The organism is Gordonia terrae (assembly GCF_001698225.1).
GTDB classification, from domain to species: Bacteria; Actinomycetota; Actinomycetes; order Mycobacteriales; family Mycobacteriaceae; genus Gordonia; species Gordonia terrae.
In genome coordinates this window covers 4456721-4482126 of sequence record NZ_CP016594.1, presented here as the reverse complement: position 1 = coordinate 4482126, position 25406 = coordinate 4456721, and the positions used below count along the sequence as shown (strand labels likewise).

Sequence of the window (25406 nt, the reverse complement as noted above, 5' to 3'; positions counted from 1 at the left end):
GCCGCGAGTCCCGATCAGCGGACGCCCGGCATCGCCGGCGCGATGAGCACCTTCCGGTGGTCGTTGGGCGCGGCGAGCTCCCGGACGACACGGTCCACCTCGCCGAGCCCGACGATCTCGCTGACCAGCGTCGACGACCCGATCGCGCCTTTGCTCAACTCGGCTGCGGCGGTGCGGAACTCGCTCGCCGTGTAGTACGAGACAAAGTGCATCGTGGTCTCTTTCACGACCCCGGCGACCGGCATGAACGAGTCGTCGCTCAAGCAGACGCCCGCGATGACGACGGTGCCGTGAGTCGCGACCGCGTCCAGCGCAGTGGCGATCATCCCCGGCTTGCCCACGCACTCGATGACGACGTCGAAGCCCGATTCGACCTGGGCGGGGAGTTCGTCGGGGGTGCACACCGCGGACGCGCCGAGATCGAGTGCCGCCGCCCGCCTGCCCGGGGACGGGTCGGAGCACACCAGCTCGGTGGCCACTCCGCGTGACAGCCAGTGCAGCGCAGCGAGACCGACTGGTCCCGCGCCGAGTACCAGCACCCGATCGCCGGGACGGACGGACGCGCGGGTGACGGCGTGCAATCCGACTGCGAGCGGTTCGACGAGCGCGCCGTCGACCGGGTCGATGCCGTCGAGCAGCACGCTCTCGGCCGCCCCGACCGCGACGAACTCGGCGAGCCCGCCCGGCAGGACGCCGAGTCCCAGGGTTCGTGCCGATGGGCAGCGGGCGACGTCACCGGTGAGGCAGGCGCGGCACCGATGGCACCCGATCACCGGCATGGCGGCCACGGGGTCGCCGACTCGAAAGGAGTGGGGGACGTCCGGGTCCTCGGGTCCCACACCGACGACCTCGCCGGCGAACTCGTGACCCATGATCGTCCCGCTCGGTAGCAGCGGCGCGGTCGACAGATCGGAACCGCAGATGCCGTTCGCGGCCACGCGCAGTACCAGCTCGCCGGGACCGGGGGTGGGGTCGGGTCGGTCGTCGACGACGAATCCGCCCGAGATGAACTCGCCCGCGCCGGACTCTCCCGGGGCGGTCACCGCGGCGCGCATCAGCCCGCCGACCAGCGCACCGACGGGACGTCGGCCGCGGACCGGGGCACGATGAACACGCCCTCGGCCTCGCAGGTCACCCCGTCGGCATCCGAGATCGTGCCGCGGACGATGCGTTTGCGTCCGTTCTGCTCGGTCACCCACGCCTGCGCGACGAGCGCGCCCAGCGGTGTCGGCCGCCCGTACCGGACGGTGAGGGTGCCGGTGTAGCAGGGGCCCTCCACACTCGCCGCGTTGCCCAGGACGTGATCGAGGACCAGCGCGCACACCCCGCCGTGGACCTGCCCGGGTGGACCCTCGTAGGCCGCGCCCAGCGTGAATTCGCTCCGGACCCCGTCGGCCACGTGCACGACGTCGAGCGGCGGCGCCAGCGCGTTGCGGACGCCGATGACCGCGTTTCCCCAGGCCATGCCGGTGTTCTCGCGCGTGTGTCGGACCCCGAAGGCGCCGTCCATCTGCCGACTGCGCAGGTCGGCCACCACCTCGGCGATCCGCCGGCGCGCCTCGTCGAGGTCCTCCTCGGCCACCTCGGTGCGGATCACCGCGTCGACGAGATCGCGAACGGTGTCGGTGAGCGGGGTGTAGACCGCGCGGCGACGCGCGACCTCGGCTTCGGAGATGTCCTCCAGGATGAACTCCATGTGGCTACCGATCAGTCAGTTGTGGCATAGGTAACGAAGTGTGGCGACGCTATGTAGAACGTGTTCTAATTCAACCACTAGAACGTGTTCTCATTTTGCGGTTCCGAGGACATCGACCCCGGTCGGAGGGCTCGCCCCGGCTGATCAAGCGGTGATCCGCGCGAACCGCAGATGCAATCCCACAGGAAATGTGATCGATGAGCGCCGAGACCTTCGACCTCACCGCACGCGACGAGACCTGGGTGAAGCGGGTCCTGCCCGTCCTGAAACTCGTGGCGAAAACCTATTTCCGGTCCGAGGTGCGGGGTATGGACAAGGTGCCCGACGGCGGTGCACTACTCGTGTCCAACCACTCCGGCGGACTGATGGCCTTCGACGTCCCGGTGATCAGCGTGGCGTTCGCCGACGAATTCGGGGCGGACCGGCCGCTGTACACCCTTGCCCACGACCTCATCTTCACCGGGGCGGGCAGACAGATCTTCGGCAAGGTCGGGTTCCTCCCGGCTCACCCCAAGAACGCGGTCGCCGCGCTGCGGGCGGGCGCTGCGACGATCGTGTTCCCCGGCGGCGAATGGGAGGCTCTCCGCCCGAGCAGCCAGAGCGCGACCATCGACTTCCACGGTCGTACCGGCTACATCCGCACCGCTCTCGAGGCCGGCGTGCCGATCGTCCCCATCGTCACCATCGGTGGGCAGGAGACGCAGCTGTTCCTCAATCGTGGCGACACGCTCGCTCGAATCCTGCGACTCGACAAGCTGATCCGTACCGATACTGCACCGTTTGCCTTCGGTTTCCCGTTCGGTCTGACCGCGCACCTCCCGCCGAACATCCCGTTGCCGTCGAAGCTGGTGACGGAGGTTCTCGACCCGATCGACATCACCGCCGAGTTCGGCAACAACCCCGAACACGACGAGGTGGACCAGATGGTCCGCAAACGCATGCAGCACGCACTGGACCACCTCGCCCGCTCCCGCCGGTTCCCGGTTCTGGGCTGACCACGAGGAGACGACGATGATCTCGCACCTCCGCGAGCGCGTCACCACCGCGTTGTGGCTCGTTCGTACCCTGATCCGCAGTGGCTTCCTCGGCTCGTCGAGAGTCGACCGCTACATCCGTATGGGGCTCAACCTCCGTCGGCACGGCGGTGCGTCGCCGGTGAGCGGGATCGGCCTCGCCGCGGCGCGCGATCCCGATGGCATCGCGCTCATCGACGAGGCGGGACAGCTCACCTGGCGTGAACTCGACGCCCGCTGCGACGCACTCGCCGTCGGACTCCGTGACCTCCCCGGCGCGTCCGTCGCCACCGTCGCCATCCTGTGCCGCAACCATCGCGGTCTCATCGAGGCGCTCGCCGCGACGTCGCGGCTCGGTGCCGATGCCGTGCTCCTCAACACCGGCTTCGCCGGACCCCAGCTCGCCGACGTACTCGCCCGTGAGCAGGCCGACGTCCTCATCTCCGACGACGAGTTCGACGCCGTCGTCGAGCCTGCGGCGCAGCGACTTCCGGAGATGAGGCGAATCCACGCGTGGACGGAGGGCGAGTCGGACCGGGGCGCCACCGTCGACGGCCTGATCGGTGCGAACAGCGGAACCCGTCCCGGACGGCCCGCTCGCGCCGGCCGCATCGTGTTGCTGACCTCGGGAACCACCGGAACGCCGAAGGGAGCGCGTCGCGGCGGGAGCACCGACGTCGCCTCCCTGGCGGCGATGCTGGACAGGATTCCGTGGCGCGCAGGCGAATCGACTGTCATCGCGGCGCCGATCTTCCATGCGTGGGGGTTCGGGCAGGTGGCGATCGCGGCGACGATGACGTGCACGATGATCATGCGCCGCCGCTTTGATCCGGTGGCGACGCTCGAACTGGTCCGCGACCACGCGGCGACCGGCCTCGCCGTCGTACCGGTGATGCTCGAGCGCATCACCGATCTCCCCGACGAGGTCCTCGACGACCATCCGATGCCGACTCTGCGCTTCGCCACCGCGAGCGGGTCGCGGATGCGCTCCGACGCACTCGTCGCATTCCTCGACCGGTACGGCGACGTGGTCTACAACAGCTACAACGCCACCGAGGCCGGGCTCATCACCACCGCCACCCCCGCCGATCTTCGCGTCGCGCCGGACACCGCCGGTCGACCGCTCATCGGTACCAGTGTCCGCATTCTCGGCGACGACGACCGAGAGGTCCCCGTCGGCGAGGTCGGCCGCATCGTGGTCGCGAACAACTCCGGCTTCGACGGCTACACCAGTTCGGACTCCAAGGCTTTCAGCGACGGGCACATGGTCTCGGGCGATATCGGCCGCTTCGACGAGAACGGCCTGCTCTTCGTCGTCGGTCGCGACGACGAGATGATCGTGTCGGGCGGGGAGAACGTGTACCCGCTCGAGGTCGAGCAGGTGATCGGCGCCCTCGACGAGGTGCTCGAGGTCGCGGTGACCGGTGTCGACGACGACAGATTCGGTCAGCGACTCGTCGCCCACGTGGTGCGGGCCCCGCGAGCGCAGATCGGCGCCGACGACATCCAGCAGCAGGTCCGTGACCAACTGGCCGGGTTCAAGGTCCCGCGCGACGTGTACTTCCTCGACGAACTGCCGCGCAACGCCACCGGCAAGATCCTCAAGCGCGAACTCGATGCCGGCCCGTCGAATCAACGGAAGGTGAGCTGAATCATGCATTCTGTCAGGCAGATCGACCGATCCAGCAGAACTCCGGACGCCGAACGGATGTCCGGTCCCGACGCGCTCATGCTCAACATGGAGTCGGCGTCGAACCCGATGCACACGCTCAAGGTTGCGGTTCTCGACACCGCCCGGCGGGGCCGTCCTCTCAGCCTGACCGAGATCGCCGGCGTCCTGCCCGACCACCTCGGGATGTTTCCACGCGCGACCCAGCGGCTCGCCTGGGCGCGCGGACACGGCGCCCGTCCGTTCTGGGTGCGCGACAACGACTTCGACGTGTGGCAGCACCTGGACGAGCGATGGGTCGCCGCGCCGGGGGGACGTGCCGAGCTCGACGAGATCCTGTCCGAACTCGCGGTCCGGCAACTCGACCGCAGCCGACCGCTGTGGGGGCTGACCCTCGTTCACGGTCTCGCCGGCGGGCGGCAGGCGGTCGTGGTGCGCGTCCATCACGCCGTCGCCGACGGACTCGCCGCACTGAACACCTTCATGGCCGCCACCGCCGGGCCCGACGAGCGCGTCGGACAGGCGCCGGTCGACCGCACCCGGGTCGATCACGACGACGACGAACTCACGCGTGCAGCGCGCTCGGAGTCCCGGCGCATGATCCGCGATCTGCCGTCCGCGGCGTCGGCCCTGGTGCGCGCATTCTCGGCGAAACGCAAGGCCGGCAACGCCGACCTCATCCCGAAACCGTTGACGGTCCGTCGGACGAGCTTCAACGCGCGCAGCGGCGCCGACCGGATCTGTGCGTCCGGGGACATTCCGCTCGCCGCCGTGCAGCGACTCGCGCTCGCCACCGGCACGACCGTGAACGGTGCGCTGCACGGGGTCATCGCCGGGGCGATCCGGGCCGAACTGATCGCTCGCGGCGAAGAACCGGGAGTCGCGGTGTCCATCTTCGGAGTGTGCAAGGACCTGGCCTCGACGCGTGTTCAGGGCAACGAGATCGCTACGGCCATGGCGTATCTGCGGTCGGATCTGGCCGACCCGGTCGAGCGGATCGCGGCCACGGGGGCGAGCTGCGCCGCCACCGTGCACTGCCGGCGCGCCGTCGGATTCGAACTCACCGACGTACTGGCCACCTACACCGGACGGCTCGGCCCGATCTTCCGCGGTCTGGCCGCGAATCGTGCACCGCTGGTGATGAACAACATCACCACCGCTAACATGCCCGGTCCGCGCACCACGCGGTGGGTCGGGGACATCGAGGTCGTCGACTGGATCTCGTTCGCACTGGCCATCGCTCCAGCCGACGTCAACCTCACCACGTACAGCTACGCCGGCAAGCTCAGCATGGGCCTCATCGCGACGCCGGAGTCGATGCCCGACCCCGCCCGGTTCCTGAGGCGGGTGGCGGATGCGGCCGTCGAAGCCGCTGACGCGCTCGAACGGCAGACGGTGGGCGAGAACGAGAGCGATGACGCGATGGCGCAGGAGGCGAGTTGATCGACTGGGAGTCCGGAGCAGCTCGGCTGGGGTTGTTCGCGAAGGTGGTGCCGCGTGCGATCGGCAGTTCGCGTGCGGCCGGTCGCGGCGACCCGGGGGCGGGCGTTCCGGCGGCGGACTGCGGTCCGCGGATGGTCGGGGAGACCGCCGTCGACGAGCTGTTCATCGCGATCAACTCGGTGATCCGGGACATCCCGCCGATCGAGTTCGTGGAGCAGTGCGTACACCGATGCACCGGTGTCGCAGAGGAGTTGGCCGCGTTGGGACCCTCGGGAATCCACCTCGACCCCGGGCCGCCCGGCATCGTCTCGCGTGACCGGAAGACCTTCGGGACCACCTCGTTCGATCACATCGACTACTCGGTGGCAGTGCCCCTCCCGGAGTCGATCGCCGCCGCCGACCCCTACGCCGACGGGATCGCCTCGGTACGTGTGCTCTCGCGGCGCCGGGCCGGTCGTCGCTGGCTGATCTGGGTCCACGGGGCGGCGCAGGGGCGCGCCGACGATCTCTACGCGTTCCGCGCGGCCAATCTGTACAACAAGCTGGGCTACGACGTGGTGTTCCCCGTCCTCCCGGCACATGGCTCCCGCCGAGTCGAGAAGGTCGCCTACCCGGGCTTCGATCCGCTGGTCAACACCGTCATCACGATTCGGGCGATCGCCGAGATCCGTTCGCTGATCACCTGGATCGAGGGTCAGGAGCCCGCCGACATCGCGATCGCGGGGACGTCGCTCGGCGGCCCGATCGCGGCCATGGTCGCCTCGATGGATCCCCGCGTCAGTTCGGTCCTCGCCGTCGTGCCGATGCTGGAGATGCACGCCACCCTCGCCCATCACATGGAGCGCGGCGGATCCAAGGGCCGTCATCTGGCCTCGCTGATGCGCAGCGAACCGGTCCGCGCGGTGTCGTCGGTGATCAATCCGCTGTCGGTGGAACCGATTCCGACGCCCGAGCGGCGAATGGTCGTCGCGGCGCTCAACGACCGCGTCACCTCGGTGTCCGCCGCCCAACAGCTACACCGCCATTGGGGCGGTCAGGTGCACTGGTACTCCGGTAGTCATGTCGGACACGCCATCTCGGGCAGTATCCGGCAGGCCACCGACGAGTTCCTGCGCGCCTCCCCGCCCTCGGCCCCTCGGTCCGACAATGAACGCGGCCTGCGCTCGCTGATGTGAGGGCAGCGCAGTTCCCGTCAGAAAGCAGACAAGACCATCGGCTCGCCCGACCGACAGACCTCACCTCGACTCCCAGACTTCGATCGAAGTCTGGGAGTCGAGGTGAGGTCTGTCGGTCACGAATCAAGTTGAGTGAGTGCGCCCCTCGGGCGTCCTCCGCTCCCTGAGGTTGTTGCGCGTATGGGCTCGGGCGTCCGTTGCTCCCTGAGGTTGTTGCGCGTATGGGCTCGGGCGTCCGTTGCTCCCTGAGGTTGTTGCGCGTATGGGCTCGGGCGTCCGTTGCTCCCTGAGGTGCGAGGAGCGATAGCGACGAGCCTCGAAGGGTCCGGTGAGGGATGAGCCCTTCGAGGCTCGCTTCGCTCGCACCTCAGGGGGCTGGGTGAGGCTCGCTTCGCTCGCACCTCAGGGGGCTGGGTGGGCTCGCTTCGCTCGCACCTCAGGGGGCTGGGTGAGGCTCGCTTCGCTCGCACTTCAGGGAGCCGCGACAGCCGCTCCGAGGCGCTCGTGCACGCGCGGGACCACCTCCGCCGCAAAGCGTTCCATCTCGGCCTCGAAGGGCTGGAACTGCAGCATGAACGTCTCGATCCCGGCCCGATGGAAGTCCGCGATCCGGTCGGCCACCTCGTCGTAGGACCCGACGAGCCCGGCTGCGGTACCGCCGTTCGTGCCGATCGCGGGGTAGCGCGCGAACGTCTGGAACATCACCGCCTTCTCGTCGGCACCGCCGGCGATGTTCGCCAGGACGGGCTGATCGAGCTCGTTCAGCTTCCAGTGGTGATCGAGCTCGCGCTGAGCGGATTCGGCAGCGTCACGGGCGATCACGAAGGCCGACAGTCCGTAACGGATAGGCGCGCCGGTCCGTTCGCGCCGGCCGACGTCGGCGATGAGTTCTCGGACCCGCTCGATCGGTTGACCATTGATGAACCACACGTCGCCCTGGGCCGCCACCAGGTCGCGGGCCGGATCGGATTCTCCGCCGACGTAGATCTCCGGACGTGACCGGAAACGTCCGGTGGGGTTGATCTGATAGTCGTCGATGCTGAAATACCGTCCCTCGTGCGAGACCCTCTCCCCGCTGAGCAACTTGCGGACGATGGTCAACCATTCGACGCCGTACCCGTAGCGATCGTCGTGCTCGGGGAACGCGATCCCGGCCTTCTCGAGCTCGGGACGGAATCATGCGTTGACGACGTTCAGGGACAGTCGACCACCGGAGATCTCCTCGATGTTGGCGGCCTGTTTGGCCAACACCACCGGATGGAACAGCAGCGGCTTGATGGCGGCGATCAATTCGATCGTGGACGTCGACGCGGCGAGTGCGGCTGCCGAGGTCCATGTCTCGAGCTGATCCCATTCCGACGAGAACGGGTTGATCACGTGCTGGGCGATCAGTGTGCTGTGAAACCCGAGTTCCTCCGCGCGGCGGACCAGTGCCAGGTTGCGCTCCCAGGACGCGTCTACCGGGTCGGCGGGATGGTGTGCCGAGGCCCACGTGCCGTAGACATTGGCCCACACACCGAATCGAGGCCCGGTCACGGGTTCGGTCCCGGGGTGGGACGCTGGAGCCAGGAGTCGAGTTCGAAGTCGTCATCGATGCTGCCCTGTTGGACCAGGAAGGCTTTGGTGCCGGTGAGCAATTCGACGGCGCGCGCGGGGAACGCCTCCTCGGAATAGCCCTCCGGGTTGGCCGCGGCACGGACCGCGGCTTCGGGTGCCTTGGAGTTGCCCAGCTCGAATCGCAGGTACTCGTCCCAGTTCGCCTTCGCGTAGCGGACCGACGACGCGTGCAGTTGCTGCCACGTCGCGGCGAATTCCGGGTTCTTCTCCAGGAACTGCTCGCTGCTCACCGTCACGCTGGTGCCGGCGAGATCGGGATGGTCCCGGTAGACCGAGTCCACGAGGTGGAACCCCTTGCCCTCGAAGGTCTGCAGCGCCACGGACGGGATGACGCCGGGCAGCGCCGCGCCATCGATCTCACCAGAGTTCAGCGGAGCCTCCTGATCGGCCGGATACAGGTGGATCAGATTCGCGGTGATGCCCCGCTCGGCCAATGCGCCCCGTAGATAGCGGTCGATGTAGGACCCCTTCGGCACGCCGATGTTCTTGCCGGCCAGATCGGCCAGCGAACGGATCGACGGGTCTTTGGCGACCACGCCGGCATCGTTGTCGAACTGGTTGATCGTCAGCAGGCGAGTCTGCAGACCCGAGCCGCGGGCGACGAGCGCGGGGGTGTCACCGTAGCTCGCGACGTCGAGACGTCCACCGATCAGTGCTTGATTGAGATCGGGTCCGTTCGGAAAGCTGAAGACCTCGACGTTGTCGACGCCGAGCGGGGCCAACGCCTCGAGAAGTTCCCCGCGGCTGTGGGCGAAGCCGACCGGACCGGCGATCACATTGCTGGAGCCGATGACCCCGATCCGGAGTGTGTCGATGACCTCGCGCTGCGCCGACGATGCGTCGTCAGATCCGCAGGCGGCCATTGCCGTCAGCGCCACGCCGGCCGACAGCAGTGCGATCGCGCGTCTGATCCGACGCAGCGGTGGTCCGAAAGATGTTCTGGTGGGCATGGTTTCTCTGTTCTGTGAAGCTGGGAGCGGGGGAACGAGGTGAGCCGGTCAGTCGGTGTGCTGCTCGACGAGCCGGGGTGGCGGGTCTCCGTGCGGGATGGGCGGTCCGACCGCGGTCAGGCTTCCGGGCGAGCGTCCCTTGCCCCAGCCGAGACGTTCCCGATAGGTGCCGACCAGCTCGAGCGGCACGGTGTCGCCGGCGCCGAGCGGGGACGACTCCGGACTCACGTAGAGAGCATCGGTGGGGCAGTACGCCTCACACATGAAGCATGTCTGACAGTCCGATTGCCGGGCGATCGTCGGCACGCCGTCGGGCCCGGTGTCGAAGACGTTGGTCGGGCAGGCATTCACACACTTGTCGCAGGCGATACACGCCGACGCGACGACGAGCTCGATCATGCGGGAACACCGACGGCGAGCCGCGGAGCGGGGTGGTCGGGCCGGCGGGCGGTCGAACCGGGTGTCGCGACCCAAACATCGGTGAGTCCTCCGGTGCGGACGTGATCGCCCAGTGCCGGGTCGAGGTCGGGGTGGTCGGCGCGCTTGCTCATCCCGCGGGATTCGGTGCGGGCGAGCGCGGACCGGTAGATCCACCGTCCGACGGCGGTGATCGCAGCCGCCTCTCGTGCGCGTACGCGTCCGGCCGGTGTCCGGGCGCCGTAGGCCGGTCCGGCGATCTCCTTCCACAGCGAGTCCAGAGCGTTCAGCGCCGGGGTCATGCGGTCTCCGTGACGCAGGTAGTTCTTCTCGAACGGGATGAGCTCGCCCTGTGCGGCGGTCACCAGTTCGTCGGGCGTGACCCCGCCCCGGGCGGTGCCCAATCCGACGGTGCCGGCGCCGGACAGCCGATCGAGCGGGCCCGCCCCGCCCGCGTCGCGGGCAGCTCGTGCCGCGGCCGCACCGGCGAAGCTGCCCGACGACATCGCCCAGGCGGAGTTGTGGCTGCCCCCGCCGGTGAATCCGCCGCAGATGCGCTCGCGGGTGGCGGCATCCCCGGCCGCATACAGCCCTGGAACGCCGGTCCAGCAGTCCGCGTCGACGATGTCGATGCCACCGGTTCCGCGAACGGTGCCCTCGGCGAGCAGGTCGACCTCGAACCGGTCGGTGAACGGGTTGATGCCCCGGCGGTCGAACTGCAGGAAGAAGTTGGGCTGGCCCTGGCGCATCTGCGCCGCCACCCGCTCATCGGCCCGGTCGAGCTGCGCGTAGACCTTCTCCTGCAGCAGCGTCCGCGCGATCACCGACCGCCCCTTCGTCGACCCCGCACCCTCGACGATGCGTCCGTCGGCGTGAAAGAAGGTGGCATACCCGTAATACGCGGTCTTGGTCACCGTGGAGCCCTTCGGCACGATCGCGTACGCGTTGGCGAACTCCATCCCCGAGAAGGAGGCACCGACCTCGGCCGCCATCAGCGCCCCGTCGCCGGTGTCGACGTTGCTGCCCAGAGCCTTGGACAAGAATGCGCATCCGCCGGTCGCGACGACCACCGAGCCGGCCGACACCCGGAAGTCGCGGCCGGTCTGTCGCTGGTGTCCGGCGGCTCCTCGCACGGCACCCTCGCTGTCGGTGAGGAGTTCCAGGACCGGGGAGTGATCGAGGATCCGCACACCGCGGCGTCGGACCCACGCGCGCATGCGGCGCATGTACTCCGGTCCCTGCACCCCGGTGCGGATGGGTTCCCCGGTGTGCTCGTCGATCGGGAACGGGTAACGGCCCTCGGTGCCCAGTCGGTGCATGTTCGCGTAGGTCTTGTCGAGGACCCGGTCCATCCAGGCATGGTCTGCGAGATACCCGCCGAGTGCTTCGCGACTCGCCTTCGCCGCCGAGCGCTTCTCCGGGTCCGGAGCGACGTACCAGACGCCGGTCCCGGCCGGGGCCGTCGTCCCCGATGAGCCGCAGTAGCCCTTGTCCGCGAGGATCACCTCGGCTCCGGCGTCGCGGGCGTGGATGGCGGCCCAGGTGGCAGCGGGGCCGCCGCCGATCACCAGCACGTCTGTGGACAGGGTCAGTACGTCAGACATTGGTGAACTCCCGGGGTGTCGGTGTCGCTGTGGATGTCGTTGTTGGGACGCTGGATTCGGCGTCGCTGCCGCCGACGCCCAGTCCGGCGAGCAGTTGCGAACGGAGGGCTACGAACTCGGGGTCGGTGATCCGGCGTGGCCGTGGCAGATCGACGATGATGTCCTGCGCGATCCGGCCGGCTCGCAGGATCAGCGCGCGATCCGCGAGGAGTAGGGCCTCCTCGACATCGTGCGTCACGAGCAGCGTTGCCGGACGGTGTGCTTCCCACAGGCGGGCCACGAGACGCTGGGCGTTGATCCGGGTGAGGGCGTCGAGCGCGCCGAAGGGTTCGTCGAGCAGCAGCAGGTCGGGCTCCCGGACGAGTGCCCGTGCGAGCGCGGTGCGTTGGGCTTCGCCACCCGAGAGGGTGGACGGCCAGGCGTCGGACTTGGCCGCGAGCCCCACCTCGTCGAGTGCTCGCAGAGCGCGGGCCTCGGTGTCGCCGCCCCGTAACCCGAGGGCAACGTTGCGCCACACCGACATCCACGGCATGAGCCGATGTTCTTGGAAGACGATCGCCTTCGCCGAGGGCGCCTCGATCGTTCCGGTGAAGCCGCGGTCGAGACCGCCGATACCGCGGAGCAGCGTGCTCTTCCCGGAACCGCTCGCGCCGAGCAATGCGACGAATTCGCCCCGTTCGATGGTCAGATCGACGCGGTCGAGCACTCGCCGACCGTCGAATTCCCGTGCGGCCCCGGTGACTCGGACGCCGTCGATGCGATTCTCCGTCATCTCACCTCACCTTCCCTCGAATCCGTTGCGCCACGACAGGAATCGGCGCTCGAGTAGCCGCACGGCGATGTCGGTGAGCAGTCCGAGTACCGCATAGATGACCAGGACCAGGAAGATCTGATCGGTCCGGAGGTACTCCTTGGCGTCGTTCATAAGGAAGCCCAAACCGACTGGAGTGGTCTGCATCTCGGCGACGACTAGGACGAGCCAGCCGATGCCGAGTGCCTGCCGCAGACCGACGAAGATCTGCGGCAGTGCGCCCGGTAGGACGACGTATCGAACGAGTTCGAAGCGCGTCAGTTCCAGCGATTCGGCGGCTTCGACGAGCTTTTGGTCCACTCCCCGGATCCCGGCGAGAAAGTTGAGATAGATGGGGAAGATCGGGGCGACGATGATCAAGGCGATCTTGAACGAGTCGCCGATCCCGAACCAGATGATGAAGACCGGGACGAGGGCGACGGCGGGCATCATCCGCAGCACCTGGACCGGTGCATTGACGAGGTCCTCGGCCACCTTGAAAAGTCCGGCGGCCGCGCCCAGTACCGCGCCGATGGCGATTCCGATCGCCAGCCCGATCGCGACGCGACGTCCCGACGCGGCCAGGTGGGTCCAGAGTTCACCGGTGCTGATCAGGTCCCACCCCGCCTCGACCACCTCGGTGGGCGCGGGAGTGGTCGCACCGAGCCATCCGCGCGCACCGAGCTGCCAGATGACGACTACCAGGATCAGCCCGATGGACTGGCGCAGTGTGCGAGTCGCGGCGTGACGGGTGAGCCGTCGCCGACGCGTCCGTGCCGCCAGGCCGTCGGACGGCACGTCGACGGGCCCGGCCGCGGACGGGCCGGATGCGACACCGACCGGTGTCGTGAGTTCTAGAGTCATCGAAATCCGCCTGGGAGAGGGGCTGGCAGGACTTCTGGAACGCTACTGAGAACTCGACCCCGTCGGCACCGTTGGAGTCATGGTGATTTTCAAACCGCCGCGCGCCGAGAGTGATCGGCGGACGGCCGGTTCGGGTTCAGTCCGGGATCAGTTCCGGATGGGCGTCGGCGAGCAGCTCGTCGCGGTCCTCGGTGAGCACGAATCCGCCCGCGATCGCGGCGTCGGCTGCATTCCGGTAGTGCTTCTCGTACTCATCGCGCGTCCCATACCGCGCCACCAGATCGGCGGCGGGCACCGGTGACGTCGTTCCGAACAACAGACAGATCCGGGAGACCGGGTCGGCGACGATCCCGCTGAGGACCTGGGTCGGCGCGTCGACACATGGTGTGCGAACCCCGCCCCGGACATTGCCCATGTCGTCGAGCTCGAAGACGGGGTCGATGCCGCCGGCATCCCGGAGAGCCAGTGGTTCGGCCACCGGAGGCGGATCGCCCCCTTCGGCCCAGGACCGAAGGTGTCGCAACGCCGATCGCAGGACGAACCGCTGCTGGCCCCGGTTGACGGGGTCGGGGCAGCCGAGGAATTCCTCGAAGTCGCCGACCTGGTGGAGATCGGCGTGGGCCGTGCCCGCCATCTCCCACACGCGGAGCCGATCGGAGTCCGGTTGCCGCACGGCGTGATAGCGGAAATTGGTCAGGACGTCGGTCTCGGTCTGCACCACGAAGACCGGTGCGTCCAGGTCGGTGCGGATCGTGGTGGGTTCGCAGTCGAAGACGGTCGCCACGTCTACTCCTGAACCGACTGCGCCTGCGGGCAGTCCGGCGGCCGCACGGCTGTGGATGAGGTATCCGTCGAAGGGCGCCGCATCCGGGCCGATGATGTTGACATAGGTCGTCAGAGCCATCGCCGATTGCGACTCGCCGACCGCGAGCACGGTGGAGACCGGCAGATCCTCTAGCGGGTGGCCGCCGGCGGCGGTCTCGCGAACGGCCCGCCCGACTGAACTGAAGATGTCGTAGCAGTACGCATCACCGGGGTGCCGTAGGCCCGCATACCGTTCCGGGTCCTTCGTGGCCAGGCTCTGCGGGGCACCGGTGTCCACACCGACCGAACCCGCCCCGCCCTCGACGCCGACGTACTGCGCCGACACGCCCACCCATGCGTGCCCGGCGCGAACGAGTTCGGCAGCCACATAGGAGTATTCGGGTGCGGCGTCGGCACCACTGCTGACGTTCAGCCACTCGACGACGACACAGCCGCTGAACGCCGCGGCGTCCGCGGGTCGACGGACGACGATCCGGGTCGTGAACCCGGCGGCCGGCGCGCCGGTCTCGCCGACGACCGAGTCGGCGGTCCCGGACGCCGCGTACTCGGTGTCGGTGTATCCGGCGGCGACGAGGTCGGGCAGGGGTGAGGCGCTCAGCAACGAACATCCGTTGCCGCCGCCCAGAACACGAAAACGCATGAGTCGGCTCACTTCTTCTTCCGGTGCTGCTTGATCACCTCGCCGAACATGAAGTGCATCTTGGTGCCCTGCGGCCAGCCGACGTAATAGCAGAGGAAGAGACTGATCTCCTCGAGCTGCTCGGGCGTGAGCTCCCCGTTCCCGAGGGCGGCACCGGCCTGGATCTCGGCGACGTCGATGTTGTTGCTCGCGGCGAGCGCCCCGAGCAGGAGCAACCGGCGGTCTCGGTTCGTGAGGCCGTCCCGGGCCCACACGTTGCCGAACACCTGGTCGGCGGTGTGCGCGAAGTAGTCACCCGGGCCGTCGCTCACCTCCCAGCCGTACACCTCGGACATCTTGGCGAGACCGCGTCTGCGTGCCTCGTCGGGTGCATCGTCGGAGATGTTGGATCGGGTCATGCCGGTTCTCCTTCGAGGTGGGGGACACCGAGCCCCGCGGCCAGGTTCCGCAACGCGAGCTGCCCGAGTGGCAGCTCGACGCCGAGTTCCTCGCCGAGAGCAAGGGCGAGCGTCAGGTCCTTCTCACCCAGGGTACGAACTCCGGTGAGGATGCCGTACCAGGGATCGTCGGCCGCAACGGCCGCAGTGGTGTCGCGCAACATGATCGCCCCCGCCCCGCCGGTCACGGCGTCGGAATGGCGGACCACCTTGCCGAGTTTGGTGATGTCGATACCGGCGGCCTCGGCCAGGCGCGCGGCCTCGGTGGTCGCGGTGAACGAGATGAAGTGAAGCAGGTTGCGGGCCAGCTTCATCCGGGTGCCCGCGCCGACCTCGGGACCCGCATGGACGAGCATGTCGGCGGTGAGCGCGAACGGTTCCTTCAGCTTCTCGTACGCGTCTCGCGGTCCGCCCACCATGATTGCGAGCCGGCCCGACGCCGCTCCCATCGCGCCACCGGAGATCGGGGCGTCGAGCAGCGTGACCTCCCGTGCCGCGCACTGCTCGGCGAGCTCGACGGCGGTCTCCGGCGCGATCGTCGAATGGACGGTGATGACGGTGCCCGGTCGCGCTGTCGTCAGCAGGCCGTCCGGCCCGGCAACCACCGAACGCACCTGGGCGTCGTCGAGGACGCAGATCCCGATGATGTCGGCCGACGCGGCGAGGTCGGCGAGCGATTCCGCAGCGGTGGCGCCCTTCTCGACGACCTTCGTGATGGCCTCGGACGACAGGTCGAACACCGTCAGCCCGCCGGCCCAGGCGGCCAGACTCCCGGCCATCGGCCCACCGATGTTGCCGAGTCCGACATACCCCAGACGGACGGGGGACGACTCACTCATGAGCGGATGACCTGGCCGCCGTCGACGTTGAAGATCTGGCCGGTGATCCATCCGGCCTCGTCGGACAGCAGGAACAGGCACATGCCGACGAGGTCCTCGGGGGTGCCGAAACGCTTCAGCGGCAGCCGGTTCACGATGTCGGCCACCATCTCCTTGGGCGTCGTGGTCCGGGTGGCCTCGGTGTCGATGGGGCCGGGGGCGATCGCGTTGACACGGATGTTCTGCCCGCCGAGCTCGGTGGCGAGCTGCTGGGTCAGACCGTTCACCCCGACCTTGGCCAGACCGTAGAAACCGCTGTACAGCCATGCGGCGGTCGAGGACTGGTTGACGATGGCGCCACCGCCGTTGGTCATGTGCGGAAAGACCGCGCGGGTCACGTTGAGCGCGCCGTCGAGGTTCACGCTCATGAACTTCTTGTAGTAGTCCCAGGGCACGGTGATGAGGAAGTCGAGCTTCATCCCGCCGTAGATCGCGGCGTTGTTCACCAGACCGTCGATAGAACCGTAGGCCTCGACGGTGGCGGCGGCGAGCGCCTTCGCCGAATCCTCGTCGGCGACATCGGTGCTGACGTAGAGCCCACCGATGTCGGCGGCGACCAGTTTGCCCTTCTCGTCGGCGAGGTCGGCGACCACGACGTTCGCGCCTTCCGCGGCGAGCGCACGTGCGTACGCCTCACCGATCCCGCCGGCCGCGCCGGTGACGATGATGGTCTTGTTCTCGAAACGCTTGGAACTCATTGTCCTGCTTTCTGTGTGGTTGATGGCTGGCCCTTCGTGGCTCGCTGCGCTCGCACCTCAGGGAGCGGTGGAATCTGCTCCCTGAGGTGCGAGGAGCGATAGCCGCCGGGCCGAGCAAGCGACGAAGGAGCGCGTCGAGGTCGACGAGCCTCGAAGGGTCATGCGGGGCGGGCGACGGCCTTGGTCTCCAGGTACTCCTCGAAACCGGCGACGCCCATCTCGCGGCCGATGCCGGACTGTTTGAAACCGCCGAACGGGACGTCGGCGGAATACCAGATGCCGCCGTTGACGCCAATCGTCCCGGTGCGTACTCCGTTGACCACCTTGTTGATCCGCTCCTCATCGGTTCCGTAGACCATGCCGGACAGGCCGTACGGCGAGTCGTTGGCGATGCGGATGGCGTCGTCGTCGCCGTCGTGGGGGATGATGACCAGCACCGGCCCGAAGATCTCCTCCTGCGCGACGCGCGCAGAGTTGTCCAGTCCCGAGATCAGGGTCGGCTCGACGAAGAATCCGGCGGGTTTGTCGGCGGGGCGGCCACCCCCGACCTCGATGGTGCCCCCCTCGCTGGTGGCGAGTTCGATGTAGGACTCGATGCGCTGACGCTGCCGGGCGGAGATGACCGGTCCGCAGATGGTGCCGCCGTCGGTCGGGTCCCCGGCGGGCAGCCCTGCCATCGCGTCGCGGGTCGCGGTGATCGCCTCGTCGAGTGCGGTGCGCGGCACCACGAGACGCGTCGTGATCGCGCACCCCTGGCCGGCATGGGTGACGACGTTGAACGCGGCCATGGCGCAGGCGGATCCGATGTCGGCGTCGTCGAGGACGATGAAGGCCGACTTGCCGCCGAGCTCGAGAAACACCTTTTTCAGTGACTCGGCGGCGGCTGCCATCACCTTCTTGCCCGTGGCGGTCGAGCCGGTGAACGAGACAAGGTCGACGCGGGGGTCGGTGCTGAGCTGAGCGCCGAGCTGGTGGTCGGTCGAGGTGACGATGTTGAGGACGCCCGGCGGGAAGTCTGTCTCCTCGGCGACCACCTTGCCGACGAGCGCTGCGCACCAGGGGGTGTCGGGTGCGGGCTTGAGCACCACCGTGCACCCGGCGGCGAGCGCGGGTCCGATCTTGGCGAAGTTGATCTGGTGCGGGAAGTTCCACGGGGTGATCGCGCCGACGACCCCTACGGCCTCCGAGCGCAGTTCGCGGTGGTTTTTCAGCCCCATCGGCTTCGCGGTGCCGAGGTCGCTGGTCCACTCGTAGCTCTCGGCGAGGTCGGCGAAGTAGCCGAGATCCGTCACCGGTCCCTCGAACTGCGGGCCGTGGGTGAGGAACGACGGGCACCCCACCTCGGCGATCGTGAGGTCGCGGAGTTCGTCGCCGTGGGCGAGCAGTGCGTCGCGCAACTGACGCAGACAGCGAGCGCGGAAGGCGTGATCGCGCGACCAGTCGGTGGTGTCGAAAGCGGTACGCGCGGCTGCGATGGCGGCATCCATGTCGGCCGCGGTGGCGTCGGCCGCCTGCCCGATGACCTCCTCGGTCGCGGGATTGACGACGTCGAAGACGCCGCCGCTCCCGGGGGTGAGCTTGCCGTCGATCAACAGATCCGACGCGGATACGGGGCGAAGAGGCATGAGCTGGAACTCCATCTGGACAGGTGTCTGGACTCGCGTTCAAAGCTAGTGTAGCGTGGCTCACATGTCCAGCCCCGTGTCTCAGGAATCCACTCGTCGCCGGCTGACCCAGCAGCAGGCGGAGACGGTCACACGTCTCACCGATGCCGCGGTCGACGTGCTGAACGCCGAGGGTTTCGACGGTCTCACCGTGCGGTCGGTGGCCAAGATCGCCGGGGTCGCGCCGGCCACCGCGTACACATACTTCTCGTCGAAGAGTCACCTCGTCGCCGAGGTGTTCTGGCGTCGTCTCTCAGCCGGGGTGCTCGAACCGGATCCCGGTGCGCCGCGGAGCGAGCGGGTCGCACAGGTGCTCCGCGAGGTCGCGCTGGTCGTGGCCGGCGAGGGCCAGCTCGGTGGTGCGGTGACCGTGGCCCTGCTGGGCAGCGACCCCGACGTCGAACACCTGCGCGTGCGGATCGGCGCATTCATCCGGCGTCGTCTCGCCGCCGCTCTCGAAGAGGACCCCGAGAACCCGGGCCCGCTGCTCGACGCACTGGAGATGATCTATTCCGGCGGGCTGGTCTACGCCGGCATGGGGCACATGACCTACGAGCAGACCTCCGAACGTCTTGTCGCAGCCGCACATCTACTGATGGAGAAGTGATGACCGAAACGACGACGGTGCCGGGGATGGAGCGCGAGCTCCCCTTCGACCCGTATGCCTATGGTTTCCACGAGGACCCCTATCCGACCTATTCCCGTCTCCGCGCGGAGGCGCCGGTCTACTACCACGGTGGGATGAACTTCTGGGCGCTCGCCGGACACGCCGACGTTCGGGCCGGATTCCGTGACACCCAACGACTCTCGAACAGCTGGGGCGTGTCGATGGACCCCTCGGCGTACGGTCCCGACGCGCACAAGTCGATGTCGTTCCTCGCCATGGACGACCCAAAGCACATGCGCATCCGCAAACTGGTCTCGAAGGGCTTCACGCCCCGCCGCGTCAACGAACTGACCGGCCGGATCACCGCTCTCACGCACCAGCACTGGAGCAAGTGCCTGGACAAGGGCGAATTCGACTTCGTGCACGACTTCGCCGCCCTGCTCCCGATGGACGTCGTGTCCGAACTGCTGGGTGTGCCCGAAGCCGATCGCACCCGGTTGCGCCACCAGTCCGACCTACTGCTGCATCGAGAGGACGGCGACCTCGACCTCCCCGAGGCGGCGGTGTACGCGTACATCGAACTGCACAAGTACTATTCGGAGCTCATCGCCGACCGCCGCAAGAACCCCGGCGAGGATCTGGTCTCGGCCCTCATCGCGGCCGAGATCGATGACGACGAGACCCGTGAGAAGACGAAGCTCACCGAGGACGAGATCGTCGGATTCATGGTCCTGATGGTGGTGGCGGGCAACGAGACCACCACCAAACTGCTTGCCAATGCCCTGTATTGGGGCTGGCGCAATCCCGACGAGCTCGCCAAGGTCTTCACCGACCCGGAACTCGTCGTCCCGGACTGGACCGAGGAGACGCTGCGCTACGACAACTCGACGCAGATCGTCGTGCGGCGGGTCATCGAAGACGCCCCCTACGGCGACTTCGTGATCCCGGCGGGCGACCGCGTTCTCCTGCTCGTCGGTTCGGCGAACCGCGACGTCGAGGTGTTCGGCGCCGACGCCGACCGGTACGAGATCGGCCGCGACTGCAGCCAGGCCCTGATGAGCTTCGGCCTGGGCGCGCACTTCTGCCTCGGTGCGCACCTCGCGCGACTGGAGGCGAACATCGGCCTGACCGAGGTCGTGAAATCGATCCGGGCGGTGGACATCGACGTCGACAAGGCGGTGCGGGTCCACTCGGTGAACGTGCGCGGCTTCGCCGAGCTCCCGGTGAAGGTGACGGTGCGCTGATGGCTTTTCGACCCCATCCCGAGCGCCGACCGGTCCTGGTCGCGGGCGCGTCGTCGGGCATCGGCGCAGCCACCGCCGAATTCCTCTCGGCGGCCGGCCATCCCGTAGCCCTCGCCGCCCGCCGGGTGGCGAAGTTGCAGGAACTGGCCGACACGATCACCGCCGCCGGAGGTGAGGCCGTGGCAGTGCCGCTCGACGTCACCGACGAGCAGTCGGTGCCCGACTGCGTGGCGAAGGCCGAGGCCGCCCTGGGGCCGCTGGAGATCGTGGTCGCCGGCGCCGGTGACCTCGCGGTCGGTCTCTCCTACGAGACCGGCACCGACCACTTCGCGGATCAGATCAACATCCATCTCACCGGCGCCTACCGGATCTACCGCGCGGTGATCGGCGGCATGATCGACCGTGCGCGAGGCGATTTCGTGTTCATCGGGTCCGACGTCGCCATCCACCCCCGGCCGTGGTCGTCGGCCTACGTCGCCGCGAAGTCGGGCATCGACGGACTCGTCGCGACCATCCAGCTCGAACTCGAGGGGACCGGTGTGCGGGCCGGGGTCGTCCGTCCCGGACAGACCCTCACCGGCATGGGGATGAACCTGGATCCGACGACGACCGAGGACATGCTCAACGACTGGATCACACATGGTCTGGCCCGCCACGGCAATTTCCTCTCGCCCGAACACATCGCGCAGGCCGTCGCGGCGATGGTGACCATGCCGCGCGGGGCGCACATGCGGTCGGTCGAGGTGGAGGCCGAAGGCGCAGTCAGCGACAAGAAACGACAGGCAGTACAGGAGAAGGGGACGGATGGATGACCGCCATCACCGAATCAGGCCTGAAGCAACCGAATCGCGTCTCGGGTGGCGAGGGCGAACACGGACATCTCGACGAACTCGCCACCGACCCGATCTCGCTGTTCTGGCGCGTCCGCGAGGAATGCGGTGACGTCGGCATGTTCCAGCTCGCCGACCGCGAGGTGGTGCTGGTCTCGGGATCGGCGGCGAGTGAGGAGTTCTTCCGCGCGCCCGAAGAGGATCTGGACCAGGCGGCCGCCTATCCGTTCATGACACCGGTGTTCGGTGAGGGCGTCGTGTTCGACACCAGCCCCGAGGAGCGGTCGAAGGCGATCCACAACTCGGCGCTCAAGGGCGCACACATGAAGCAGCACGCGGTGACCATCCCCAACGAGGTCGAGCGGATCATCGCCGAGTGGGGCGACGAGGGGGAGATCGACCTGCTCGACTTCTTCTCCGAACTGACGCTGTACACCTCGTCGTCGTGCCTCATCGGTCGGAAGTTCCGGGAGCGGCTCAGCGGGCACATCGCCCACCTGTTCCACGACCTCGAGAAGGGCACCGACCCGATCGCGTATGTGGACTACAAGGCCGACATCGAGAGCTTCCGCAAGCGCGACGAGGCCCGGGCCGAACTGGTCGAGTTCATCCAGGGCGTGATGGACGAGCGAATCGCGAACCCGACCGAGAACAAGGAAGACCGGGACCTGATGGACGTCCTCGTCCAGGTCGGCTTCGACGCGAACACCATCACCGGCATGTTCATCTCGATGATGTTCGCGGGCCACCACACGACGTCGGGCACCGCCGCGTGGACCCTCATCGAACTCTTGCGCAATCCCGACTACATGCGACGGGTGTACGAGGAGCTCGACGAGATCTACGGCGAGACCCCGCCCGGTGAGCGCCCGGAATACACCTTCGCGCACACCCGTCAGATGCCGCAGCTCGAGAACGCGCTCAAAGAAGCGCTGCGGCTGCACCCGCCGCTCATCATCCTCATGCGCGTGGTGCAGAACGACTTCCACGTCGAGGACTTCGAGGTGAAGGCCGGGCAATCGATCGCCGTCTCACCGGCGATCTCCAACCGGCTGCCCGAGGACTTCCCCGAGGCGGACGCCTTCGACCCCGACCGTTACGACAAGCCGCGGCAAGAGGATCTGGTCAATCGGTGGACCTGGATCCCCTTCGGCGCCGGTCGTCATCGTTGCGTCGGTGCGCAATTCGCGATCATGCAGCTGAAGGCGATCTTCTCGGTGCTCTTCCAGAACTACGAGTTCGAGATGCTCCAGCCCCCGGAGAGCTACCGCAACGACCATTCCAAGATGGTCGTCCAATTGCAGCAGCCCTGTCGCGTCGCCTATCGCAAGCGTCAGGACGCGTGATGCGCGTCGAGGTGGACCTGGACCTCTGCCAGGGGCATGGGATGTGTGAGCTCGAGGCGCCCGAGGTCTTCGCCGCGCACACCGACCATGTGGAGATCCTCGACGCGACCCCTGACGAATCCCAGCGCGCCGAGGTCGAGGCCGGCGTGCACTACTGCCCGACCCAAGCCCTCCGGATCATCGAGGGCTGAATTCCCGATCACCTCCCACGCACGACCTGAACGACCGAATGAAGGTGGAACACATGTCTTTTGACCGTGCCGAACTCGACGAGATGAAGGAACGGTGGCTCGCCGCCAACATCGAGGCCGAGAAGGCGGGGGATTGGAAGCCCCTGGCCGACTTCTACACCGAGGACGCCACCTACGGGTGGAACTACGGCCCCAACAAGGACTTCATGGCCGTGGGTCGCGAGGAGATCCGCGAGCTCGCCCTCGGCCAGGAGATGGAAGGTCTGCAGGGGTGGGAGTATCCCTACCAGGCCTGGGTCATCGATGACCGGACCGGCGACATGATCGGACTGTGGAAGCAGATCTACGAGGGCACCCGCGAGGACGGCAGCCATTACGCGCTCGAGGGCATCCAGGGCAGCTGGTTCAAGTACGGCGGCAACTTCCAGTTCCGCTGGCAGCGTGACTTCTTCGACTACGGGAACGTCTCCGCGCTGTTCATCGAGATGATGAAGAACAACGCGATGAGCGAGCCGATGCTGAAGCGAGTGGAGAAGTCGGCGCCCGGAAATCTGCCGGGGTGGTACGACTTCGGCAAGGCCCCGGTCGCGTTCTGGTGAGCTGACATGACTTCCACAGCCCCGACCTATCAAGGTCTGAGTCAGGATCAGCTCGCCGTGCTCGTACCGGAACTGTTGTTGTCGGGCCAGATGATCGACCGCAGCGGGATGGCGCACCTCATCAGCGCTTTCGGCCGGGACGTGATGGGGAAGGTCGCCATCGAGGAGTGGATGGCGGCCAGCCCGGTCTACACACACCGGATGCGTAGCGCTCTGGGGATCGACGGTGACGGCGTCGAGGACATGTTCAAGTGTCTGCAGCTCGACATCGGTGCGCCGCCGCAGTTCATGGACTTCCGCTACCGGATCGACGACGAGTACCACGGTTCCTTCGTGCTCGATCACTGCGGCGCCCTGCTCGACGTCGAACCGCTCGGTGACGACTACGTGACCACCATGTGTCACGACATCGAGGACCCCACCTTCGACGCGACGGCCATCGCCACCAATCGGCGCGCGCGGATCCGTCCGGTCCACCGGCCGCCGCGCCGTCCGGTCGATCGCACGCCGCACTGCGAGTGGACGGTGACGATCGAACCGGATCGTGACGAGTTGCCGCTGCCACCGGATTCGGTGGACATGTTCGAGACCCGGGCGGGGCAACTCGTTCTGTCGGCCATCGACACCACCGCGTCCGACGGCTGGGTCGACTACCGCGGTCCGCTCGTCGAGGACCTGCAGTTCGCGGAGTGGTCGACGTCGGCTCTGGTGCGGGTCGCCGAAGAGGTCGCACTGCAACACCAGCTGTTGTCGCTGGGCTTTCTGGTCAGCGTGCGTCGGTACGCCGAGAGCGACGCGCAGGCCATCGAGATCTTCCGTAAGCAGTTGACCGGCATCGCCGGACTCGCCGCCGACCGGATTCGGGTCGCGCTCGGCGTGTCCACCGACGCCGCCGGTCTCGCGCAGGTGCTCGCCCTGCACCCGTGTTTCGGTCCGGCCCAGTACACCGGGCTGACCGCCGAGGCCGACGGGGACACGGTCGTCGTCCGCATCCCCCGGGATTCCGAGGCGATGACCGACGGCGGCTGGACGTCCATCCTCGATATCGACCACATCGAGCCGCTGCAGGCTGCCGCCACCGCTGTCGATCCGTACCTCGTCGTCGCGGATGCGATCGAAGCCGACGGCGATCTCGTCGTCCGGATCACCAAGGCGGACAGTCCGCAGAAGGAGTACGGCGAGGTGGCCGTCGCGCGCTTCAGCGGGGGTGCGAGTTTCGAATTCGTCGACCGCGGGCGGTCGATCCCGATCACGCCGGTGGGCAGCTCGGCGTGACCTCCGGCGACGGCTGGTCACCCGGTGGCGCGGGACTCGGGGGTCGGGTCGCCGTGGTCGCGGGGGCGACCCGGGGTATCGGTCTCGCCGTCTCGTACGCGCTGTCGGGCCAGGGTGTCTCGGTCGTCGTCAACGGCCGGGATTCGCAGGCCGTCGCCGACACGGTGGCCGAGATCCGCGGGGGCGGAGGCTACGCCGTGGGCGTGCCCGGCTCCGCGGGCGATGACGGGGTGGCCCAGACGATGGTCGAGACCGCACTGACGGAATTCGGCGCCCTCGACATCGCCATCAACTGTGCCGGCATCGCCGAACCACCCGGGTCGACGGTCCTGACGATCTCCGCGGAGGAGTTCCGCGCCCAGGTCGACGCGCATCTGATGAGCGCCTTCCACCTCCTGCAGGCCGCGGGAAGGGTGTTCGTCGAGCAGGGGTCGGGGTCGGTCGTGCTCACGGGTTCGGCCGCGTCGCTCGGAATGTTCGGTGGCAGTGGTTATCCGGCCGCGAAGGGTGGCGTCAACGCGCTCGCCCTCGCCGCAGCCGCCGACCTCCGGGATCACCGGGTACGCGTCAATGTGGTGATGCCGGGCGCGAAGTCGCGATTGTCCTCCGGTGACGACTACGTCGCCCACATCGAAGGACTCCACCGGCGCGGGATACTCGACGATCTCACGCGTGACGCGGCACTCGATCCCGCCCCACCCGAGTACGTCGCACCGCTGTACGTGTTCCTGTCCAGCGACGCGGCCGAGCACGTGACCGGTGAGATCTTCAGCGCTGCGGGAGGTTTCATCGGCCGATTCGAGTCGCAGCAGGCGGGCTTCGTCGCCTACCGCGACCACAAGGACACCTCGCCCTACAGCCTGGACGAACTCGCCGGCATCCTGGCGGGGCCTGCTGAGCGGTGATCCGAGGGATACAGAACACTGCTCCCCAA

Annotated in this window: 24 protein-coding genes and 1 pseudogene; 12 read left to right on the top strand and 13 right to left on the bottom strand. The window is 67.9% G+C overall.

What is annotated here, in order from left to right; genetic code table 11:
* Positions 1–14 precede the first annotated feature (14 nt).
* A complete protein-coding gene (locus tag BCM27_RS19905) occupies positions 15–1055 on the bottom strand; it encodes an alcohol dehydrogenase catalytic domain-containing protein (RefSeq protein WP_004022618.1) in 1041 nt (346 codons plus the stop codon).
* Positions 1055–1696: a PaaI family thioesterase gene (locus BCM27_RS19900; protein ID WP_004022619.1), complete on the bottom strand. Its 642-nt coding sequence runs from the start codon at positions 1694–1696 to the stop codon at positions 1055–1057. The genes BCM27_RS19905 and BCM27_RS19900 overlap by 1 nt, the downstream gene beginning before the upstream one ends.
* Positions 1697–1893: 197 nt before the next feature.
* On the opposite strand from BCM27_RS19900, the gene BCM27_RS19895 reads away from it, so the two are divergent.
* Genes BCM27_RS19895 through BCM27_RS19880 form a run of 4 tightly spaced genes read left to right on the top strand, consistent with a single transcriptional unit; the run spans position 1894 to position 6996 of the window.
* Positions 1894–2691 carry a 1-acyl-sn-glycerol-3-phosphate acyltransferase gene (locus tag BCM27_RS19895; protein ID WP_004022620.1) on the top strand — a complete coding sequence of 266 codons (798 nt, stop codon included), beginning with the start codon at positions 1894–1896 and terminating at the stop codon, positions 2689–2691.
* A gap of 16 nt (positions 2692–2707) precedes the next feature.
* The gene (locus tag BCM27_RS19890) at positions 2708–4360 is read left to right on the top strand and encodes an AMP-binding protein (RefSeq protein ID WP_004022621.1); all 1653 of its coding nucleotides are present in this window, start codon (positions 2708–2710) and stop codon (positions 4358–4360) included.
* A gap of 3 nt (positions 4361–4363) precedes the next feature.
* The gene (locus BCM27_RS19885; protein ID WP_004022622.1) at positions 4364–5821 is read left to right on the top strand and encodes a wax ester/triacylglycerol synthase domain-containing protein; all 1458 of its coding nucleotides are present in this window, start codon (positions 4364–4366) and stop codon (positions 5819–5821) included.
* Positions 5818–6996 (top strand): alpha/beta hydrolase family protein, encoded by a 1179-nt coding sequence (locus BCM27_RS19880; RefSeq protein WP_004022623.1) that lies wholly within the window; start codon positions 5818–5820, stop codon positions 6994–6996. Before BCM27_RS19885 ends, BCM27_RS19880 begins: the two co-directional genes overlap by 4 nt.
* A 471-nt stretch (positions 6997–7467) precedes the next feature.
* Here the strand turns inward: BCM27_RS19880 and BCM27_RS19875 are convergent.
* The 11 genes and pseudogenes from BCM27_RS19875 to BCM27_RS19825 all read right to left on the bottom strand — a co-directional run bounded on the left by BCM27_RS19875 (position 7468) and on the right by BCM27_RS19825 (position 18341).
* Positions 7468–8511: pseudogene (locus tag BCM27_RS19875) on the bottom strand (LLM class flavin-dependent oxidoreductase).
* Between the two features lie 17 nt (positions 8512–8528).
* Positions 8529–9563 carry an ABC transporter substrate-binding protein gene (locus BCM27_RS19870; protein ID WP_004021157.1) on the bottom strand — a complete coding sequence of 345 codons (1035 nt, stop codon included), beginning with the start codon at positions 9561–9563 and terminating at the stop codon, positions 8529–8531.
* 48 nt (positions 9564–9611) lie between these two features.
* Positions 9612–9962, bottom strand: a complete 351-nt coding sequence (locus tag BCM27_RS19865; protein ID WP_004021158.1) for a 4Fe-4S dicluster domain-containing protein — start codon at positions 9960–9962, stop codon at positions 9612–9614.
* The gene (locus BCM27_RS19860; RefSeq protein WP_004021159.1) at positions 9959–11584 is read right to left on the bottom strand and encodes an FAD-dependent oxidoreductase; all 1626 of its coding nucleotides are present in this window, start codon (positions 11582–11584) and stop codon (positions 9959–9961) included. The genes BCM27_RS19865 and BCM27_RS19860 overlap by 4 nt, the downstream gene beginning before the upstream one ends.
* Positions 11577–12356 (bottom strand): ABC transporter ATP-binding protein, encoded by a 780-nt coding sequence (locus tag BCM27_RS19855; RefSeq protein ID WP_004021160.1) that lies wholly within the window; start codon positions 12354–12356, stop codon positions 11577–11579. Before BCM27_RS19855 ends, BCM27_RS19860 begins: the two co-directional genes overlap by 8 nt.
* 6 nt (positions 12357–12362) lie before the next feature.
* A complete protein-coding gene (locus tag BCM27_RS19850) occupies positions 12363–13238 on the bottom strand; it encodes an ABC transporter permease (RefSeq protein WP_004021161.1) in 876 nt (291 codons plus the stop codon).
* 136 nt (positions 13239–13374) lie between these two features.
* Positions 13375–14703: an alpha/beta hydrolase domain-containing protein gene (locus BCM27_RS19845; RefSeq protein ID WP_004021162.1), complete on the bottom strand. Its 1329-nt coding sequence runs from the start codon at positions 14701–14703 to the stop codon at positions 13375–13377.
* An 8-nt stretch (positions 14704–14711) separates the two neighbouring features.
* Positions 14712–15101, bottom strand: a complete 390-nt coding sequence (locus BCM27_RS19840) for a carboxymuconolactone decarboxylase family protein (protein WP_004021163.1) — start codon at positions 15099–15101, stop codon at positions 14712–14714.
* The gene (locus BCM27_RS19835; RefSeq protein WP_004021164.1) at positions 15098–15979 is read right to left on the bottom strand and encodes an NAD(P)-dependent oxidoreductase; all 882 of its coding nucleotides are present in this window, start codon (positions 15977–15979) and stop codon (positions 15098–15100) included. Before BCM27_RS19835 ends, BCM27_RS19840 begins: the two co-directional genes overlap by 4 nt.
* Complete coding sequence (locus tag BCM27_RS19830) at positions 15976–16716, bottom strand: SDR family oxidoreductase (RefSeq protein WP_004021165.1); 741 nt, start codon at positions 16714–16716, stop codon at positions 15976–15978. The genes BCM27_RS19835 and BCM27_RS19830 overlap by 4 nt, the downstream gene beginning before the upstream one ends.
* Before the next feature lie 158 nt (positions 16717–16874).
* Complete coding sequence (locus BCM27_RS19825) at positions 16875–18341, bottom strand: aldehyde dehydrogenase (RefSeq protein WP_004020306.1); 1467 nt, start codon at positions 18339–18341, stop codon at positions 16875–16877.
* Positions 18342–18405: 64 nt separating this feature from the next.
* On the opposite strand from BCM27_RS19825, the gene BCM27_RS19820 reads away from it, so the two are divergent.
* The 8 genes from BCM27_RS19820 to BCM27_RS19785 are packed head-to-tail and all read left to right on the top strand — an operon-like array spanning position 18406 to position 25377.
* The gene (locus BCM27_RS19820) at positions 18406–18987 is read left to right on the top strand and encodes a TetR/AcrR family transcriptional regulator (protein ID WP_033206302.1); all 582 of its coding nucleotides are present in this window, start codon (positions 18406–18408) and stop codon (positions 18985–18987) included.
* Positions 18987–20231 carry a cytochrome P450 gene (locus BCM27_RS19815; protein ID WP_033206299.1) on the top strand — a complete coding sequence of 415 codons (1245 nt, stop codon included), beginning with the start codon at positions 18987–18989 and terminating at the stop codon, positions 20229–20231. The genes BCM27_RS19820 and BCM27_RS19815 overlap by 1 nt, the downstream gene beginning before the upstream one ends.
* Entirely contained in the window at positions 20231–21043 is an 813-nt protein-coding gene (locus BCM27_RS19810; protein ID WP_004021998.1) for an SDR family oxidoreductase, read from the top strand. Before BCM27_RS19815 ends, BCM27_RS19810 begins: the two co-directional genes overlap by 1 nt.
* Positions 21040–22407 carry a cytochrome P450 gene (locus BCM27_RS19805; protein ID WP_033206296.1) on the top strand — a complete coding sequence of 456 codons (1368 nt, stop codon included), beginning with the start codon at positions 21040–21042 and terminating at the stop codon, positions 22405–22407. The genes BCM27_RS19810 and BCM27_RS19805 overlap by 4 nt, the downstream gene beginning before the upstream one ends.
* The gene (locus BCM27_RS19800; protein ID WP_004022803.1) at positions 22407–22598 is read left to right on the top strand and encodes a ferredoxin; all 192 of its coding nucleotides are present in this window, start codon (positions 22407–22409) and stop codon (positions 22596–22598) included. Before BCM27_RS19805 ends, BCM27_RS19800 begins: the two co-directional genes overlap by 1 nt.
* Before the next feature lie 53 nt (positions 22599–22651).
* The gene (locus BCM27_RS19795; RefSeq protein WP_033206330.1) at positions 22652–23197 is read left to right on the top strand and encodes a Cif family virulence factor; all 546 of its coding nucleotides are present in this window, start codon (positions 22652–22654) and stop codon (positions 23195–23197) included.
* Between the two features lie 6 nt (positions 23198–23203).
* The gene (locus tag BCM27_RS19790; RefSeq protein WP_004022805.1) at positions 23204–24472 is read left to right on the top strand and encodes a hypothetical protein; all 1269 of its coding nucleotides are present in this window, start codon (positions 23204–23206) and stop codon (positions 24470–24472) included.
* Positions 24469–25377 (top strand): SDR family NAD(P)-dependent oxidoreductase, encoded by a 909-nt coding sequence (locus BCM27_RS19785; protein ID WP_033206292.1) that lies wholly within the window; start codon positions 24469–24471, stop codon positions 25375–25377. The genes BCM27_RS19790 and BCM27_RS19785 overlap by 4 nt, the downstream gene beginning before the upstream one ends.
* Positions 25378–25406: the final 29 nt, after the last annotated feature.